The organism is Bradyrhizobium sp. WD16, assembly GCF_024181725.1.
Taxonomy (GTDB): Bacteria; Pseudomonadota; Alphaproteobacteria; order Rhizobiales; family Xanthobacteraceae; genus Bradyrhizobium_A.
On record NZ_CP028908.1, the window covers coordinates 4,187,715 to 4,204,658 of the forward strand.

Annotated in this window: 12 protein-coding genes; 9 read left to right on the forward strand and 3 right to left on the reverse strand. The window is 64.2% G+C overall.

Annotated elements, in window-relative coordinates:
* Positions 1–113: 113 nt before the first annotated feature.
* Genes DB459_RS19460 through DB459_RS19470 form a run of 3 tightly spaced genes read right to left on the reverse strand, consistent with a single transcriptional unit; the run spans position 114 to position 4,504 of the window.
* Positions 114–485, reverse strand: a complete 372-nt coding sequence (locus tag DB459_RS19460; protein ID WP_253706886.1) for a hypothetical protein — start codon at positions 483–485, stop codon at positions 114–116.
* Positions 486–487: 2 nt separating this feature from the next.
* Entirely contained in the window at positions 488–1,630 is a 1,143-nt protein-coding gene (locus DB459_RS19465) for a CapA family protein (RefSeq protein ID WP_253706887.1), read from the reverse strand.
* Positions 1,631–1,636: 6 nt separating this feature from the next.
* On the reverse strand, positions 1,637–4,504 hold the full coding sequence (locus DB459_RS19470; protein WP_253706888.1) for an AMP-binding protein: 2,868 nt from the start codon (positions 4,502–4,504) through the stop codon (positions 1,637–1,639).
* A gap of 172 nt (positions 4,505–4,676) precedes the next feature.
* On the opposite strand from DB459_RS19470, the gene DB459_RS19475 reads away from it, so the two are divergent.
* The 9 genes from DB459_RS19475 to DB459_RS19515 all read left to right on the forward strand — a co-directional run bounded on the left by DB459_RS19475 (position 4,677) and on the right by DB459_RS19515 (position 16,934).
* Positions 4,677–5,684: an MBL fold metallo-hydrolase gene (locus DB459_RS19475; protein ID WP_253706889.1), complete on the forward strand. Its 1,008-nt coding sequence runs from the start codon at positions 4,677–4,679 to the stop codon at positions 5,682–5,684.
* Positions 5,685–5,886: 202 nt separating this feature from the next.
* Entirely contained in the window at positions 5,887–6,117 is a 231-nt protein-coding gene (locus tag DB459_RS19480; RefSeq protein WP_253706890.1) for a hypothetical protein, read from the forward strand.
* 11 nt (positions 6,118–6,128) lie between these two features.
* Positions 6,129–6,698, forward strand: a complete 570-nt coding sequence (locus DB459_RS19485; RefSeq protein WP_253706891.1) for an HPF/RaiA family ribosome-associated protein — start codon at positions 6,129–6,131, stop codon at positions 6,696–6,698.
* A 322-nt stretch (positions 6,699–7,020) separates the two neighbouring features.
* The gene (locus DB459_RS19490) at positions 7,021–8,079 is read left to right on the forward strand and encodes an HlyD family secretion protein (protein ID WP_253706892.1); all 1,059 of its coding nucleotides are present in this window, start codon (positions 7,021–7,023) and stop codon (positions 8,077–8,079) included.
* Positions 8,076–10,811, forward strand: a complete 2,736-nt coding sequence (rbbA, locus tag DB459_RS19495; protein ID WP_253706893.1) for a ribosome-associated ATPase/putative transporter RbbA — start codon at positions 8,076–8,078, stop codon at positions 10,809–10,811. Before DB459_RS19490 ends, rbbA begins: the two co-directional genes overlap by 4 nt.
* 1 nt (position 10,812) lies before the next feature.
* Positions 10,813–11,997, forward strand: a complete 1,185-nt coding sequence (locus DB459_RS19500) for an ABC transporter permease (protein ID WP_253706894.1) — start codon at positions 10,813–10,815, stop codon at positions 11,995–11,997.
* 38 nt (positions 11,998–12,035) lie between these two features.
* Positions 12,036–12,866 carry a polyphosphate kinase 2 gene (gene ppk2 / locus DB459_RS19505; protein WP_253706895.1) on the forward strand — a complete coding sequence of 277 codons (831 nt, stop codon included), beginning with the start codon at positions 12,036–12,038 and terminating at the stop codon, positions 12,864–12,866.
* 850 nt (positions 12,867–13,716) lie between these two features.
* Positions 13,717–14,652 carry a class I mannose-6-phosphate isomerase gene (locus DB459_RS19510; protein WP_253706896.1) on the forward strand — a complete coding sequence of 312 codons (936 nt, stop codon included), beginning with the start codon at positions 13,717–13,719 and terminating at the stop codon, positions 14,650–14,652.
* Positions 14,649–16,934 carry a glycosyltransferase family 4 protein gene (locus tag DB459_RS19515; RefSeq protein ID WP_253706897.1) on the forward strand — a complete coding sequence of 762 codons (2,286 nt, stop codon included), beginning with the start codon at positions 14,649–14,651 and terminating at the stop codon, positions 16,932–16,934. The genes DB459_RS19510 and DB459_RS19515 overlap by 4 nt, the downstream gene beginning before the upstream one ends.
* Positions 16,935–16,944 lie beyond the last annotated feature (10 nt).

Consider the following 16,944-nt stretch of genomic DNA (forward strand, 5'->3'; position numbering starts at 1 on the left):
GGCAGCTGCGCCTCGTCTGATCGCCACCGCCCGGATCCGGATCGCCCGTGCGCAGACTTCCGTTTTCAACGCGTTTTCTTCACGCGGCCGGTGTCCACTCGCAGGAAGACGCTTCAACCGGCGCGCGGGGCGTCTTCGTCTTCGTCCTCCACGAGGATGTCGACGATTTCGGATGCGACGCCGGAGAGGGCTTCGCCCGCGCCGAGCATGTCGGGATCGCCCTCGAGCCAGATCGACGCCCGTTCGACGTCGGCGATGGTTGGGCGCAGCGCCATGATCTCGAGCATCTGCTCGTTATCGACCTCGCCCAACGTGCTCTTGATGTCGTCATGGGTCGCGAGTGCGGTTCCACCGGAATCGGGTTTCACCATGGTTTCCTCCGAACGTGACGCGATCGCGCCTGATGTTGCCACCCGGGCGGCCATGCGGGCAAGAGCGCGCAGGCGTGTCAGGTTCCCTGAGTTGCGTGACAACTCGTTGACCAAGATCAAGTCCGGGATTGTGGCAGCGCTCCTTTCGGGCGCGGCCAGGACAGATCAAGGCGCCTGTCCGGCCGCAGCCCGACATGGGCGCCGAACCTTGCGCATTCCCCGTCCAGCTTTCGGCACACCCAGTCCACATCGGCAGGCGCGGCGTGGATCAGCTGAAACCGCCGGATCTGCAGCGGGACAATAGTCAATCCGGCGAGGTCGGCGCTGTCAGGGTCGATTGTGGCCAGATACATCAGAGCAAGATCGCCACGAAACGCTTCAAAGCCGCTGATGCCCTCGTAATCGTTGAGGAAGTCGCCGCATCCGTACAGGATCAGCCGGTTTCGGTAGACCTCGATGGCCTTGGCGTGATGGGAGGAATGGCCGTGCAGGACGGAGATGTTCCCGCGGTCGATCAGCGCATGGGCGAACTGCCGGTGCTCCGCTTCGATATTGTAGCCCCAGTTCGGTCCCCAATGCAGCGAGACGACGACAATGTCGTCGGGCCGTCGCTCGGCAGTGACATGGTCAGCGATCGCGTCGGCGGTCGCGACGGAGAGATCCGGCAGCAGATTGACGCCGGGCCGATCGTTGGTCGCGCGCCATCGGCGCGGAACGCCGCTCGACGCCGCCGCATAGGCGAACAGGAGCAGCCGGCATTTGCCGCCGAGTTGCAGCATGGCCGGGGCGCGGGCCTGGGCCATGTCCCGGCCGGCTCCTGCCGTCTTGATCTGCAGCCGGTCCAGCGTCGCCAGCGTGTCGCGCAGTCCGGCCGTCCCCCAGTCGAGGACGTGATTGTTGGCCAGCACGCAGCAGTCGATGCCGGCGGCGGCGAGGCAGGCGGCGTTTTCCGGGCTCATGCGGTAGTTGATGCCCTTGGGCTCGTAATCGTCGCTGCGGGTAATGCTGGTCTCGAGGTTGATGATGCGTGCATCCGGTGCGGCGATGGTCAGTTCATCGCGCATGACGCCCCAGACAGAGGCGAAGTCCAGCGGCAGCGATAGCGGACCGTGGGCCTGTTCGGCGAGGCCCAGATAGTCGAGCGCGGAATCCATCGCCGGTTCATGGAGGTCGGGCGCGCAGGGATGAGGCAGCGCCTGATCGACGCCTCTCCCGAGCATCACGTCGCCGCACAGAAAGAGTTTGACGGGTTCCGCCATGACCGTTCACGTTAGCCCGGAAACGGGTGTCGGCTTGACGAGTTCGCCGAGATCCGGCTCGCCGCAATGGGCCAGCATCACCTTGCGCGCCTCATCGCGCGATCGCACCAGGGCATTAAAATCCGTGCCGTGGGGTTCGATGGCGTCTTCGATCCGGACGCTGACGGCTGCCCGACGGGGAAACCACTGGTCTGCGCGCAGCATCGAGCGCGTGCCGCGAATGATGCCGGGGACAACTGGTAGTCCAGCGTCGGCGGCGACCTTGAAGGCGCCAAGATAGAACGCCGACAATCCCGGACGGCGGGTGAAGGTACCTTCCGGAAAGAACACGATGTTGCGGCCGCAGCTCGCAGCGGCGACAACGGCCTCGGTATCGGAGAGGCTGGCACTGGAGTCGTAGCGCTCGACGAACAGTGCCCCCAGTCGGCGCAGGAACGGGCCGGCAATGAGCTGGCCGGCCAGCTCTCGCTTGGCGACATAGGCGGGCTCGCCGGGGAGCACGGCGCCGAGGACGAGCGCGTCGGCATAGCTCGAATGGTTGAAGACCAGCATGGCGCGACCGCGCGGAACGCGATCGAGGCCGGTGACGGTCACCGGCACCGCTGCGGCAGCGAGGGCGGCGCCGGCGATGAGGCGGACGGCGCGCCAGCGCCAGTCGAGACGCGGCAGGATCATGATGATGAGCCAGGCGAGCACGCCGCTCGCCGCCACCACGGTCCACCACCAGGCGGCATAAAGCGCTCCGCCGACGACGGTCATCAGGCGCCGCAATTGCGGGCCGACGCCGGCGAGCGACAGGCGCAGGATCTGCCGCCAGACCGTCGGCGGGGGCGCACCGATGCCTCCGCCGAGATAGAGTTCTCGCGCAGCGCTGCGCCGGATCTTGCCGCTCGAGGTCTTCGGCACCGTGCGCGGCGGCGCCAGCACGATTTCGTCCGGCGGCGTGCCGGCGATGTCGTTGGCGACCTCCTGGGCGCGCGCCTGCAGGGCGGCGCGGGTTTCGGCGTCTGTCGCGCGGGTTTCGGCGAGAACGACCACGCGTTCGGTGCCGGAGGCGGGATCGGGAACGCCGAATACTGCGACGCAGCCCTTGCGGATGCCCGGGATCGCAGCGACCGCTTCTTCGATTTCCGGCGGATAGAGATGGCGGCCGGCGCGGATGATGATGTCCTTGATCCTGCCGGTGACGAAGATGTCTCCGCCGGCCAGATAGGCGCGATCCGCGCTGTCGAGCCAGCCGTCGCGGATGAGCTGGCGGGTCTTGAGCTCATTGCGGAAATATCCGGAGGTCGCCGAAGGCCCGCGAAATTCGAGCCGTCCTTCGCGGCGCTCGCCGACTTCCTGGCCGATCTCGTCGACGATACGCACCTCATGACCGGGAAGCGGCTGGCCGCAGGCGACGATCTCGAGCGCGTGCGGATCATCGGGGCGCGCAGGCGTGGCGACGCCGTGCCGGCTCAGCGCGTCGCGGTCGACGCGATCGATGATCGGCCCCCGGCCGGGAGGAGGAAACGCCAGTCCGACCGCGTTCTCGGCGAGGCCATAGACGGGGGCCATCGCCGAGGGACGGAAGCCGTAGCCGACGAATTTGGCGGTGAAGCGGCGCAGGGTCTGGACGCTGACCGGCTCGGCGCCGTTGGCAACCATGCGCAGTGACGACAGATCGAGCCCTTGCAGGGCGGCGTCATCAATCTTCTCCAGGCAGAGCTCGAAGCCGAAATTGGGCGCCGCGGACAGCGTCGCGCGGAAGCGGTGGATCGACCACAGCCAGCTCTCGGGCCGGACCAGGAAGGTCAGCGGCGACATCACATGGAGCGGCGCCGCGAAATACAGGCAACCCAGCCAGGCGCCGATCAGCCCCATGTCGTGGTAGAGCGGCAGCCAACTGACGAACACATCGGTCGAGTCCGCCTCCATCGCCTCGCCCATGGCGCGGATATTGGCGAGGAGATTGGCGTGGCTGAGCACCACGCCCTTTGGATCGCCCGTGCTGCCCGAGGTGTACTGGATCAGCGCGGTCGACGTCTCGACGATTGCCGGCAGCGGCACCTGGCTCTCGACCCGCGACGAGAGCTCGGCGACGCTCTCGATCGCGGTGAGGCTTTCGACCATCGCCTTGGTGAGGATGGCGAGGCGTCGTCCTTCCGGAACGGTGATCAGCAGGCGGGCGCCGGCATTGCGCAGGATGCCGGCCTGGCGGCGCAGGTGTTCCTCGAGCTGCGACAGGCGCATCGGCGGATAGATCGGCACCGGCACGGCACCGGCAAGGAGGATGCCGATAAATGCCACGAAGAAATCGCGTCCGGTGGGCAGCATCAGGGCGATGCGATCGTCGGGCTGGACGTCCCGCTCGATCAGGGCGCGGCCGATCCTGCGGGCGGCGTCGGCAAGGTCGCGATAGGTCAGGGTGGCGGGAGGAGCAACGTCATCCTCCAGGATGGTCAGATGCGGGCGGTCCGGATGGCGGGCGACGTGCCAGTCGAGCACCTCGATCAGCGTTTGCGCGTCGGTAGCTGCCGGCACGACTGGCAGCGGCGGTGGACGGGGCATCTCCACTGTCGGCTGCCGGCCGGTGCTCGCGTGTTCGAGGGCGTTGAGCAGGTCGCCAACGGTGTCCGCCTCGCCGATGGTGGTCGCGGGCAGCCGCACGTGGAAGGCGCGCTCGATGCGTAGGACGAGCTCGGTACGCCCCAGGCTGTCAATGCCGAGATCGCGTTCGAGACGCCGCGACGGCGCCACTTCGATGAGCCTGGTGCGCTCGGGATGCAGTTCGCGAACCAATTCGGCGACGACCGCGATCAATCGCCGCTCGCGCGCCCCGTCTTCGGGATGCTCAACGGTGGAAACACGCCTGTCGTCAGTCGAGAGCGCCATGGCAAGATCATGGAGCGTCGGGCGAAACTCCGCTTGACGCGTGTCAAGGCTGGCCGGGCGTCCCTGGAGCCGGAACGCCTTACGCGCCGCGAAACCTTTCGTTCCTTTGCGGTATATCAATATTGATTGGGCGTCCCGCACGAGAATGTGGATCCAGCCGGGCGAGGTGTGAATGCGGCCGCTTCTTCATCCCAGCCTCGTCAATGGGCGGTTCGGCGATCCGGCCGTTTACCTCGAAACCCTGTTCGACAGGCGCGCGCTGCTGTTTGACCTCGGCGACATCTCGGTGCTGCCGTCGCGCAAGATCCTGCGCATCGAACAGATCTTCGTCTCGCACGCCCATATCGACCATTTCTACGGCTTCGACCTGCTGCTGCGGCTGTCGGCCGGCCGGTCCAGCACGCTGCAACTTTACGGTCCGTCGGGCTTTATCGACCGCGTGCATCACAAGCTGCAGGCCTATCACTGGAATCTCGTGGACGAGTTCGAAGCGGACCTGGTCTTTGTCGTTACCGAGATCGGCGGTAACGACGGAACGCGCAAGGCGCAGTTTCGCCTCAAGAATGCGTTCGCCCGGGAGGAGGCGCAACGCCACCCGCCCAGCGAGCGCGGGATCATCCATGCCGATCCGCTGTTCGAGGTTTCCTATGCCGTCCTCGATCACCACATGCCCTGTCTTGGCTACGCCATTCAGGAAGTGGCTCACGTCAACATCTGGAAGAACCACCTCGATGCACGCGGTCTGCCGGTCGGGCCGTGGTTGCGTGAGCTGAAAGAGGCCGTGCTCGCCGGCTGGCCGGATCATGCCGTCATCGAGGTGAGGGAGCCGTCGTCGAGCGATCCTGGCTCGAACATGCGGCTCGGCGAGCTGCGCGACGTCCTCACCATCACCCCGGGGCAAAAGATTGCCTATGTCACCGATGTCGCCGACACGCCGTCCAACCGAAAGGCGATCGTCGAACTGGCGCGCGGCGCTGACGTGCTGTTCATCGAGGCGGCGTTCGCGGCCGCGGACACGGCGCTGTCAGCGGAGCGGGCGCATCTGACGACACGCGCCGCCGGCGCCATGGCCCGCGAAGCCGGTGTCAAGCGGGTCGAGCCATTTCACTTCTCGTCACGTTACGAAGGGCAGGGCGAGACCATGATTGCCGAGGTGATGGCGGCCTTCGCCGGAGATTGATGTCGCTGTCCGCACTCATGATACTCCGGTCGTATTCCACACGGTGCGTTCCGAGAGTGCTCTATTTTTCGATCGCAACAATCGCAAACGGTGGCCCGACACCGCCGTGCGCGCGACCCAGCAAGACAAGGCTTTGACGTGCATCAAGCCGAAGTTCCGTTCGTGGGCTTAACAAGGCGACTGTCTTGGTGCGGGGGCGATCATGAAGAGCCGCATGGAGTACGGAGCCAGAGCTGCACTGTGTCGACGACTGGCGATCCGCGAGCCGGTGCATGGCGCGATCTGGCTGGCCGAAGCTGAGCGGTGGTTGCAGCTTGCGCAGGTGCAATCTCCGGATGACATGCAGACGGTTGCATCGTTGTACGGCAACCTTTCGCTGCCGAGGCAATTGTCTTCGATCGCCGCTTCCGAGCAGGACGGACCGAAGCCCTGAAGAGGTGAGCCATGCAGACCCCCGTCGAGATCGAATGCCAGAACGCCGTCGTGCCCGAGGGATATCGGCAGGCCATCGAAAAACATGTGGAGAAGCTCGAAGAGCGCTACGGGCGGGCGACTGCCTGCCGGGTCATCGTCAAGGGACCCGGCGAGCATCATCACACCGGCGGGCTCTATGAGATCAACATCCGCCTCGCGCTGCCCGAGGGACGCGAGGTCAATATCGGGCGGACGCCGAAGCTCGACGAGCGCCACAGCGATCTCGAGTTCGCCACCAACGACGCCTTCAGGCGGGCGCGGCGACGGCTTCAGGATCACGCGCGCCGCCTGCAGGGGGCGGTGAAGGTCCACGAAGGCGAGCCGATCGGCACTGTGGTGCGGATCGATCGGGAGGGCGACTTCGGCTTCCTCAAATCGGTCGACGGCGGCGAAATCTATTTCCATCGCAACAGCGTCGTCGAAGGCAAGTTTCCCGAGCTCTCCGTCGGCTCGCGCGTCGTCTATGTCGAGGAGGCCGGCGCGAAGGGACCGCAGGCAAGTACGGTCAAGCCGCTTGGCAAGCATGCCTTGCGGGTGTGACGTCGGCAGACTCCCGCTTCACCATTGCAAGCGACCGGCGCGTGGGACTTGCGCCCCCGACCTGTTTTCGGCCGGGACCAGCTGTCCGATCTCATGGTGAATGACCTGACGCGCTTGCGTCGTTTGGATCGGCCTCGGTCACAGGCGCGAGGGACTGGTCCGAATGGCTGCCCTGTTTGATTCAGCGCAAGACACCGGACCGCGCCAGCATTCATGGTTTTGAACTGTTGAACGCCGTCCCGCTGACCGTCGCCGGCATGATGTGATCGGGTTTTCGATCTCGCTTCTGCCGGCAGCGTCTTATCGTCCGAGGAGGCCTGCAATGTCTACTCGTCAGTGCGGCACGCTGCTTCTGGCGGCTCTTCTGACAGCCGGCATCCGGCCGGTGCCGCCATCCGGGATCAGTTGCTCGCTCGAAGGCTGGTTTGCTCCCGCGGTTGCCTATGCCCAGCCGGTGCGCAACATGATCGCGCGGCTCCGGGGTAAGAAGATGCCGTCCGGCATCGTCAAGACCAATGGCCGCGTCGAGGCGACCCAGGTCGACGTCTCGGCCAAATACGCCGGCCGCCTCGCCGAGGTCTCGGTCGAGGAAGGGGCCATCGTCAAGCTCGGCCAGATCGTCGGGCGCGTCGTTTCGCCGGAATACGAAGCCGAGCTGAAGTCGGCGCAGTCGGAAGTTGAGCGCGCCAAGCAGTCACTGGCCCAGGCCGAGGCCGATATCGCCTCGCGGCAGAGCTCCCTGGACTTTGCCAAGGCGGATCTCGAGCGCGGCGACGATTTGCTCAGGAAGGGCGTCATCACCCAGAAGGATTTCGATCAGCGCCGCCGCAATTTCGAGTCCTCCGACGCGGCGGTCAAGGCAATGACTGCCCAGCGCGACCAGGCACAGTTCACCATCAAGAAGGCCGAGGCCGACGTCGAGCGTATCGAGTCGGTGCTGCACGATCTCGTGCTGGTCTCGCCGCGCAACGGTCGCGTGCAGTATCTCCTGTTGCGCAGTGGTGAAATGGTCGCCGCCGGTGCGCCGGTCATGACAGTCCTCGACCTCACCGACGTCTATATGACGGTGTTCCTGCCGGCCACCGATGCCGCCAAGCTGGAGATCGGCGGCGAAGCCCGTATCGTCTTCGATGCCCGTCCGGAATACGTCGTGCCCGCCACGGTGAGCTTCGTCGCCGCCGACGCGCAATTCACGCCGAAGAGCGTGGAGACCAAGGACGAGCGCGAAAAGCTGATGTTCCGCGTCAAGCTCAAGCTCGATCCGAAGCTGCTGCAGGCACACTTCGCCATGGTTAAGACCGGCGTGCGCGGCATCGGTATCGTGCGCACCAATCCGGCGACGCCATGGCCGGAAGACCTTCAAGTCTCGCTGCCGAAATGACCGAGGCCATCGCCAGGCTTGGGAGCGTATCGCACCGATACGGCGCCGCGACTGCGCTCGAAGACGTCAGCATCGACATTCCCGCCCGCGTCATGATTGGCGTGATCGGCCCCGACGGCGTCGGCAAGTCGACGCTGCTGGCGCTGATATCGGGTGTGCGGAGGGTTCAGGAGGGCAAGATTGTCGTGTTCGACGGCGACGTCGCCGACCCCGTCCACTTGTCCGGCATGCGGCGCCGCATCGCCTATATGCCGCAGGGGCTCGGGCGCAATCTCTATCCGACCTTGAGCGTCTTCGAGAATATCGATTTTTTCGGGCGGCTGTTCGGACAGTCGGCCGACGAGCGCAGGGCGCGCATTGCGGAGCTCCTGACGGCGACCGCGCTCGATCCGTTCGCGGATCGGCCGGCCGGAAAGCTGTCCGGCGGCATGAAGCAGAAGCTCAGCCTGTGCTGCGCCCTGATCAACGATCCCGACCTGCTCATTCTCGACGAGCCGACCACCGGCGTCGATCCGCTGTCGCGGGGCCAATTCTGGGATCTGATCGACACGATCAGGGCGCGGCGTCCGCAGATGAGCGTGATGGTGGCGACGGCCTATATGGATGAAGCGGAACGCTTCGACTGGCTGATCGCCATGGACGACGGCAAGGTCATCGCCCATGGCGTCTTGCAGGAGGTCCTGCAGAAGGCCGGCGAGCCGACGCTCGAGGAAGCCTTCATCGCGCTTCTGCCGGAGGCCAAGCGTGCCGGCTACCAGAAGGTGGTGGTGCGACCGCGGGTCGTATCCGAGAATGAAACCCCGGCGATCGAGGCCGAAGGACTGACGCGCCAGTTCGGCGATTTCGTCGCCGTCGATCACGTCAATTTCAAGATCGCGCGCGGCGAGATTTTCGGCTTTCTCGGCTCCAATGGTTGCGGCAAGTCGACCACGATGAAGATGCTGACCGGCCTTTTGCCGGTGACGGCGGGCTGGGCCAAGCTGTTCGGCAGCCCGATGGGATCAAACGACATGGAGATGCGCCGGAATGTCGGCTACATGTCGCAGGCATTCTCTCTCTACACCGAACTCACCGTCCGGCAGAATCTCGAGCTGCACGCGCAGCTCTATCATCTCGCCGCGGACAAGATCGACGGTCGCATCCGGGAGTTGCTGGAGCGCTACGATCTGAAGAGCGTCGAGCAGGCCCGGCCGGAGAGCCTGCCGCTCGGCATCAAGCAGCGTCTGCAGCTGGCCGTCGCGGTGCTGCACCAGCCGGCGATCCTCATTCTCGACGAGCCGACTTCGGGCGTCGACCCCATCGCGCGTGACGCGTTCTGGCGCACCTTGATCGACCTGTCACGGGACGACGGCGTCACCATCTTTCTCTCGACCCATTTCATGAACGAGGCGGAACGTTGCGACCGGATCTCGCTGATGCACGCGGGGAAGGTTCTGGCGGTCGGCGCGCCGCAGGATCTGGTGCGGGAGCGCGGCAGTCATTCCATTGAGGAAGCCTTCGTCGGCTATCTGGCCGACGCCGCCGGCATCGACTTGACGCACAAGCCTGAGCGGCCGGAACCGGTTGCGCCAGCGGCCCAAGCCGAGCCGGTACCGGCGCCGAGAAGGTTCGACCTCACCCGCTTGTGGGCCTATGCGAGGCGAGAGACCATAGAGCTGCTGCGCGACCCGATTCGGATGGCGTTTGCGTTCGTCGGTCCGATCATCCTGATGGCTGCCTTCGGCTACGGCATCACCTTCGATATCGACAATCTGCAGCTGGCGGCTCTTGATCAGGATAATACCCCCGAGAGCCGGCAGTTTCTCGAGGCGTTTGAGGGCTCCCGGTACTTTTCGGTGCAGCCGCCGATCCGCTCTGCCACCGAAGCGGATGCGAGGCTGCGGGGCGGCAATACCCAGGTCGTCATTGAGATTCCGAGCGGCTTCGGGCGCGACTTGAGGGACGGACGGCAGCCGGAGGTCGACGCGACGGTGGATGGTGCCATGACGTTTCGGGGCGAAACCGCGCGAAACTACGTCATCGGTGTTGTTCGGCAGGAGGGCCAGCGCATTGCCGAGAAACGGCCGGGCGCTGCAATGGTCTGGAGCGATGACAACATCGAAACCCGGTTCCGCTACAATCAGGCATTCCTCAGCATCAACGCGATCGTGCCCGGCGTCTTCATGCTGATGCTGTGCCTCATTCCGGCGATCATGTCGGCCATTGCGGTGGTCCGCGAGAAGGAGACCGGCTCGATCGCCAATTTCCGGTCGACGCCGATCACGAAGTTGGAGTTCCTCCTCGGCAAGCAGCTGCCTTACATCGGCATCGCCATGGTCAATTTCGCCTTCCTGTTCCTGATGGCGATCTTCCTGTTCGGCGTGCCGCTCAAGGGCCCGTTCGCAACGTTGCTGCTCGGCACTATCGTCTATGTGGTGTCGACCACAGGCTTCGGTCAGTTGATCTCCTCCTTCACCAAAACCCAGGTCGCGGCGGTGTTCGCCACCGCCATCCTCTCCATCGTCCCCGCGGTGAATTTCTCGGGGCTGTTCGCGCCGGTGTCGTCGCTGTCGGGGACGGCGAAGGTGCTCGGCCTCTCGTTCCCCTCAGCCTGGTATCAGCCGATCACAGTCGGCGTCTTCACCAAAGCGCTCGGCTTCGCCCAGATGTGGCCCAATGTGGTGGCGATCGTCGTCATTGCGCTGGCGTACCTGCTTCTCTCGCTCGTGCTGCTTCGGAAACAGGAGGCCTGACATGACGGTGCCCGGTTCAAATGTCGCAGCGCCGCCGACGGAGAGGCGGACGCTCTCCTTGATTGATCACATCCTCAACGTCTTTCGCCTGGTGATCAAGGAACTGCGCAGCATCAAGGCCGATCCGACGATGCTCATCCTGGTCGTCTATGCTTTCAGCATTTCCGTCAACACGGTGGCGACCGGGGCGCTCACCGAGGCGACCAATCTCTCGGTCGGTATCGTCGACGAGGACCGTTCGGATTTGTCGCGGCAGATCGCCGAAGCCCTCGTTCCTCCGACCTTTCAGCCCGCGGTGCAGATCAGGGCGTCGGACATCGATCGGGAGATGGACAAGGGAAGCCTGATCCTGGTGGCGGAAATTCCGCCCAGGTTCGAGGCCGATCTTCGTGCAGGACGCAAGACCTCGGTGCAGATCAATGTCGATGCCACCGCCATCGCCCAGGCCGGCAATGCCTCGAGCTACCTCAAGAACGTGATCTCCAGCGAAGTGCAGAACTTCCTGTCCGGGCGCGAGGGAGCCAAGGCATCGCCGATCAACCTCGTCGTCCGGGCGCGATTCAATCCGAACTTGAAGACGGCCTGGTTCTCCGCAGTGACGCAGGTGATCAACGACGTGACGATGCTGACGGTAATCCTGACCGGCGCAGCGCTGATCCGTGAGCGCGAGCAGGGGACGGTGGAGCATCTCCTGGTGATGCCGGTCGTGCCGGCGGAGATCATGATCGCGAAGATGCTGGCCAACGGCCTGGTGATCCTGGTGGCAGCGTTGCTGTCGCTCAGGTTCGTGGTGCAATGGTGGCTGGGCGTACCCATCGCTGGATCGCCCGTCCTTTTCATCGGCGGCGCCTGCCTTTACGCCCTGGTGGTAGCGGCGCTCGGGATCATGCTCGGCACCCTGGCGACGACTATGGGGCAGTTCGGGTTGCTGGCGATGCCGGTGCTGATGGTGACGCAGCTGTTGTCGGGCAGCAGCACCCCGATGGAGAGCATGCCGGTCTGGCTTCAATACGTCATGCTGACGATCAGCCCGACGCCGCATTTCGTTGCCTTTGCGCAGGCGGTGCTGTTTCGTGGCGCCAATCTTTCGCTCGTCTGGCGGCCGCTGCTGGCAATGTTCGTGATCGGCAGCATCTATTTCGCGTTCGCCTTGAGCCGCTTCCGGCGGGTGATTTTTGGCGTTTGACAGGCCAAACGGCGCGGAGATCGCGCGAGGAGGGGGTAATGGCAAAGACGCGGACCGGCGATGAAGAGCCGGTGAAGATGAAGCGGAAGGCTTACGAGAAGGCGCTGCGCAAGCTTCAGGTCGAGCTCTGCTACCTCCAGGATTGGGTCAAGCTCAAGGGTCTGCGCGTCATGATCGTGTTCGAAGGGCGCGATGCCGCCGGCAAGGGCGGCACCATCAAGGCGATCGCCGAGCGCGTCAGTCCGCGGGTGTTCCGGGTCGTTGCCCTTCCGGCGCCGTCGGACCGGGAAAAGACCCAGCTGTTCATGCAGCGCTACATTCAGCATTTTCCCGCGGCAGGCGAAATCGTGATCTTCGACCGAAGCTGGTACAATCGCGCCGGGGTGGAATATGTGATGGGCTTCTGCACGCCTGCGGAGCACGAGCGCTTTCTATCGCTATGTCCGACGGCGGAGAAATACATTATCGACGGCGGTATCATCCTCATCAAGCTGTGGCTCGAGGTCGGCATGAAGGAGCAGGAGCGCAGGTTTGCGGCCCGCATCGACGACCCGCTGCGGCAATGGAAGCTGAGTCCGATGGACATCGAATCCTATCGCCGCTGGTACGATTACTCGCGGGCGCGCGACATGATGCTCAAGGCGACGCATTCGAAGCACGCACCCTGGCACGTCGTCCTGTCTGACGACAAGAAAAGCGCGCGGCTCGCTTGCATCTCGCATATCCTGGACTCGATTCCGTACAGGCGCGTAAAGCGCGACAAGGTCAAGCTGCCCCAGCGCTCGGCGAAGGGGCGTTACGACGACCAGTCATCACTGAGCAAATTGGGGTTCGCGTCCGAGTCGCATCAGGACCGGCGCCCCGGCTGACACGTTCAATACGTCGCCGCGCGTTTCGATGGCTGTAGTGAAAGTGGCTCGAGCGCCAGTCTCTGTGCGGCCGACTGCAACGTGCATGGCCTCGAGGAGTGCGCGGAAGTGACTCGCCAAGACGGGCTGCATCGGCGACAGCCTGCTCACTCTTCACGTCACCGGCGGCGCGTTGGCGCGGCAGCGTATCGGCGATCCCGCGGTCAACGTCATCCTGCTCGGGCGGAATTTCGTTGCCGCGACGCCAAGAACAATGTCGTCGGCCTGTTTGCCGGTGCCGGGTTCGACTGGCAGTTCGGCCGCGTCGCGCTATTCGCTTCCGGTGAAGCGACCAGCATGAGTGACGACACCACGTCGTTCGCTGGGAAGGGAAGGGCGGTCTCCGCGCAGTCTGGTAGGCGGGCGGCCCCCAGCTCCACGCTGACAACGGTCGTGATGCCTGGACCCGGCTTTGACGTCGCCACGGTAAGGCGGGCGCCAACTCGGGCGCTCAGGCTGCGCGAGCGCTAGATCCAGTCGGACCGGGCTATTCTGGATCGGATTTTGGCGAGAGTCCAAAGCTCTCGGTTGCCGATAACAGCCAAGGGCGAACGGCACTTTTTCAGCAGACGCTCATTCTTGCGGGATGTCGAGAGAAATCGCCAAGGCGATGGCTATAGATGCGGTTCCGCTCTATGCAACGCGCAAAGTTTGCTATCGGGCGGCTGAGTACCCATGTGATTGATAAGGTCAGAAGTCGCCAGCAATACGGCGTGTCCGCTGACGCGACGCCTTAGCCACACCGATCCCAAGCACGATATCAACCAACGGCACGTCACTTCGACGTGCGCGTCACGGGTCAGGACAACCTATGCCCATTGAACATGCTGCCGTGCGGGCCATGCCAAAGCCCTGGGGAGTAAGCGATCTCCAGCCATGGAGCAGCATCGACGGTACGCTCGACGCGGTGGGTGAGCTCTGGTTCGAGCGGTCCGACAAGAACGCCGCTGTCCCCGCGCTGCTGCTCAAGCTGTTGTTCACAAGCGGGCCGTTGTCCATCCAGGTTCATCCGGACGACACTTTTGCGCGCGCAATGGGGATGGCGAACGGCAAGAGCGAGGCGTGGTACATCATCTCGGCAGAACCGGGTGCGCAGATTGGCATTGGATTGACGCGCCGGGTGACGCCGCAGGAGCTGCGGGCGTCGATCGGGAACGGTTCGATCGTTGAACTGGTTCAATGGCGTCCGGTTGCGAAGGGCGATGCCTTCTTCATTCCGGCAGGCACGATCCACGCCGTGGGCGCCGGCATCGTGCTGGCCGAAATTCAGCAGCGTAGCGACATCACGTTTCGTCTGTTCGACTATGGCAGAGGACGTGAACTGCACATCGACGACGGCGTCGCCGTTGCCGCCCCCTGGCCGCTTCGACCTCCAGCCAAGCCGATCCACCTGACGGACGAACGGACGGCTCTTGTTGCCAGTCGACATTTCGTCGTCGAGCGGGTTGAACTGCAGGCGGGTTCGAGCTGGGCGTTGATCGCGGAGCCGGAAACCTGGATTCTTGTTCTCGATGGCCATGCGGAGATCGGATTGGCGATGATTTCGACCGGAGAGGCGATCTTCGCCGGTGGCGGCCGCTCCAGCATCGAGGTTGGCGTCAACGGATTGACCGCCTTGATCGCGTATCCAGCGAATCGGCCGGCCGAGGCGCTTTTGCAGAGGCTCTGCGAGCCATCGACCCAGCTCTTTCAACCGGCCGCGGCCGATGATCCGCAACGGACAGCGATGGCCGAGGCGCAGACGTGACGCCGCCCCGCAGGATCGCGCTGATCGGCAATTCGTTACCTCGCCGCTGCGGAATCGCAACGTTCACGACCGATCTGCAACGCGCGATATCGGACGCCAGGCCGCTGCTTCAAACCTGTGTGGTGGCGATGACCGACCATAATCAGGCCTATGACTATCCTGCTTCGGTTGCCCTGCAGATCAGGGACGACAACCTCCAGGACTATGTGCGCGCGGCAGCTTCGCTGAATGCTCGATTCGACATCGCGTGCCTGCAGCACGAATTCGGGATTTTCGGCGGTGCCGCTGGCGGCCACATTCTCGAGTTGCTGTCGCGTCTTACGATACCCCTCGTCACCACTCTGCATACTGTGCTGGACGAGCCTACCGCGATCCAGCGCACGGTAACGGAGCGAATCGTCGATGCGTCCGGGAAGGTCGTGGTGATGGCCGACAAGGCGAGGGAGCTGCTGCACAGCCTCTATCGGGTGCCGCACGAGAAGATCGAGGTCATCGCCCACGGCATCCCCGACTTTCCATTCGTCGCTCCGGACATGGCAAAGGCGAGATTGGGCTTCAGCGGCCGCTCCGTCATTCTGACTTTCGGGCTGTTGTCGCCGAGCAAGGGCATCGAGGTGATGATCGACGCCATGCCGTCGATTTTGCAACAGCGGCCGGATGCGGTTTATGTCGTGCTCGGCGCGACGCATCCCAATCTGGTCCGCGATCAGGGCGAAGCCTATCGCGAGAGCCTGTCGGCGAGGGTGCGAGACCTCGGCGTCGAGGATCACGTCGTCTTTCTCGACCAGTTCGTTGACCAGGCCACGCTGCTCGAGTTCATTTCAATGTGCGACGTCTACGTCACGCCTTACCTCAATGAGGCGCAGATGACGTCGGGCACGCTGGCCTACAGCTTCGGGCTCGGCAAACCGGTCGTCTCGACGCCCTATTGGCATGCGCGCGAGTTGCTGGCCGATGGGCGCGGCGTTCTGGTTGGCTTTGGCGACGCGGCGGGGATCGGCAGCGAAATTGCGCAATTGCTCACTGACGAACCCCGCCGGCAGGGCATGCGGGAACGAGCCTATGCCGCCAGCCGGTCGATGACGTGGGAGCGTACCGCCGCGCGTTACTTGAGCGTTTTCGAGCATGCGCGGCAAGGTCACCGGCTGAAACTGATCGCGCGCGTCGAGCCTGATGCGATCCCGTCGCTCAGCCCCGCGACAGCGCCCGACATGCGACTAGGTCATTTTCTGTCGATGTGCGACGATACCGGCCTGCTCCAGCACGCTGTGCATGCGGTCCCCGATCGCGCGCACGGCTATTGCGTGGACGACAATGCCCGCGCCTTGCTGTTGGCTTGCGCGCTCAATGAACCTGGCGAGCGGCCCATTTCGGACGCGCTGACTGCGCGCTTCGCCGCCTTTGTGCAGCACGCGTGGAATCCTGATACCGGGCGATTTCGCAACTTCATGGGTTTCAACCGGACCTGGCTTGAAAACAGCGGTTCGGAGGACAGTCACGGCCGGACGTTGTGGGCGTTGGGCGAGTGCGCGCGGAAAGACGCCAGCCTGCCGCGGCGTCGATGGGCGCGGATGTTGTTCATCCAGGCTCTGCCGGTTGTGGAGGAGTTCCGTTCCCCTCGTGCATTGGCGTTCACCCTGCTGGGTCTTGACGGGTACTGCGCCGCGGTTCCCGATGACGGTCGCGCCCAGGACATCCGTTGCGTCCTTGCCGAAAGGCTGATGTCGGGCCTGGCCACGGTCGAGAAGCCGGATTGGCAGTGGTTCGAGGAAGGCCTCGCCTACGATAACGCGCGCTTGCCGCAGGCCTTGATCGTCACAGGTTTGGCGACGCAGACATCCGTTTATGTCGACGCCGGGCTGAGATCCCTGCGTTGGTTGATGGCACAACAAACGACTTCGTTGGGCCATTTCCGTCCGGTCGGCACGGCCGGTTTTGGTGAATTGCGAAAACGTCCGCGCGCGTTCGATCAGCAGCCGGTGGAGGCCACCGCAACGATCGCGGCCTGCCTGACGGCGTGGCGCGCGGACGACGATGCCGAGTGGAAGACGATCGCAACCGGCGTTTTCTCCTGGTTTCTCGGCAGCAACGACCTGTCGATTGCGCTTGCCGACCCCGAGACCGGTAGTTGCCGCGATGGATTACATCCCGATCGCGCCAATGAGAATTGCGGGGGCGAGTCGGTGGTGTCCTATCTTCTGGCGCTTGCTGAGATTCGTCAGCTTGCGCGCGTCAATATCAACCCGGCAAGTCCGGTGGCGCTATGCGCCATCGGTGCTTGATCCAGCGTTC

What these genes read in the sequence shown, in the direction of transcription:
- DB459_RS19500 (WP_253706894.1), top strand. Translation starts at nt 10,813, where the DNA reads ATGACGGTGCCCGGTTCAAATGTCGCAGCGCCGCCGACGGAGAGGCGG.
- DB459_RS19510 (WP_253706896.1), top strand. Translation starts at nt 13,717, where the DNA reads ATGCCCATTGAACATGCTGCCGTGCGGGCCATGCCAAAGCCCTGGGGA.
- DB459_RS19465 (WP_253706887.1), bottom strand. Translation starts at nt 1,630, where the DNA reads ATGGCGGAACCCGTCAAACTCTTTCTGTGCGGCGACGTGATGCTCGGG.
- ppk2 (WP_253706895.1), top strand. Translation starts at nt 12,036, where the DNA reads ATGGCAAAGACGCGGACCGGCGATGAAGAGCCGGTGAAGATGAAGCGG.
- DB459_RS19490 (WP_253706892.1), top strand. Translation starts at nt 7,021, where the DNA reads ATGTCTACTCGTCAGTGCGGCACGCTGCTTCTGGCGGCTCTTCTGACA.
- DB459_RS19475 (WP_253706889.1), top strand. Translation starts at nt 4,677, where the DNA reads ATGCGGCCGCTTCTTCATCCCAGCCTCGTCAATGGGCGGTTCGGCGAT.
- rbbA (WP_253706893.1), top strand. Translation starts at nt 8,076, where the DNA reads ATGACCGAGGCCATCGCCAGGCTTGGGAGCGTATCGCACCGATACGGC.
- DB459_RS19480 (WP_253706890.1), top strand. Translation starts at nt 5,887, where the DNA reads ATGAAGAGCCGCATGGAGTACGGAGCCAGAGCTGCACTGTGTCGACGA.
- DB459_RS19485 (WP_253706891.1), top strand. Translation starts at nt 6,129, where the DNA reads ATGCAGACCCCCGTCGAGATCGAATGCCAGAACGCCGTCGTGCCCGAG.
- DB459_RS19470 (WP_253706888.1), bottom strand. Translation starts at nt 4,504, where the DNA reads ATGGCGCTCTCGACTGACGACAGGCGTGTTTCCACCGTTGAGCATCCC.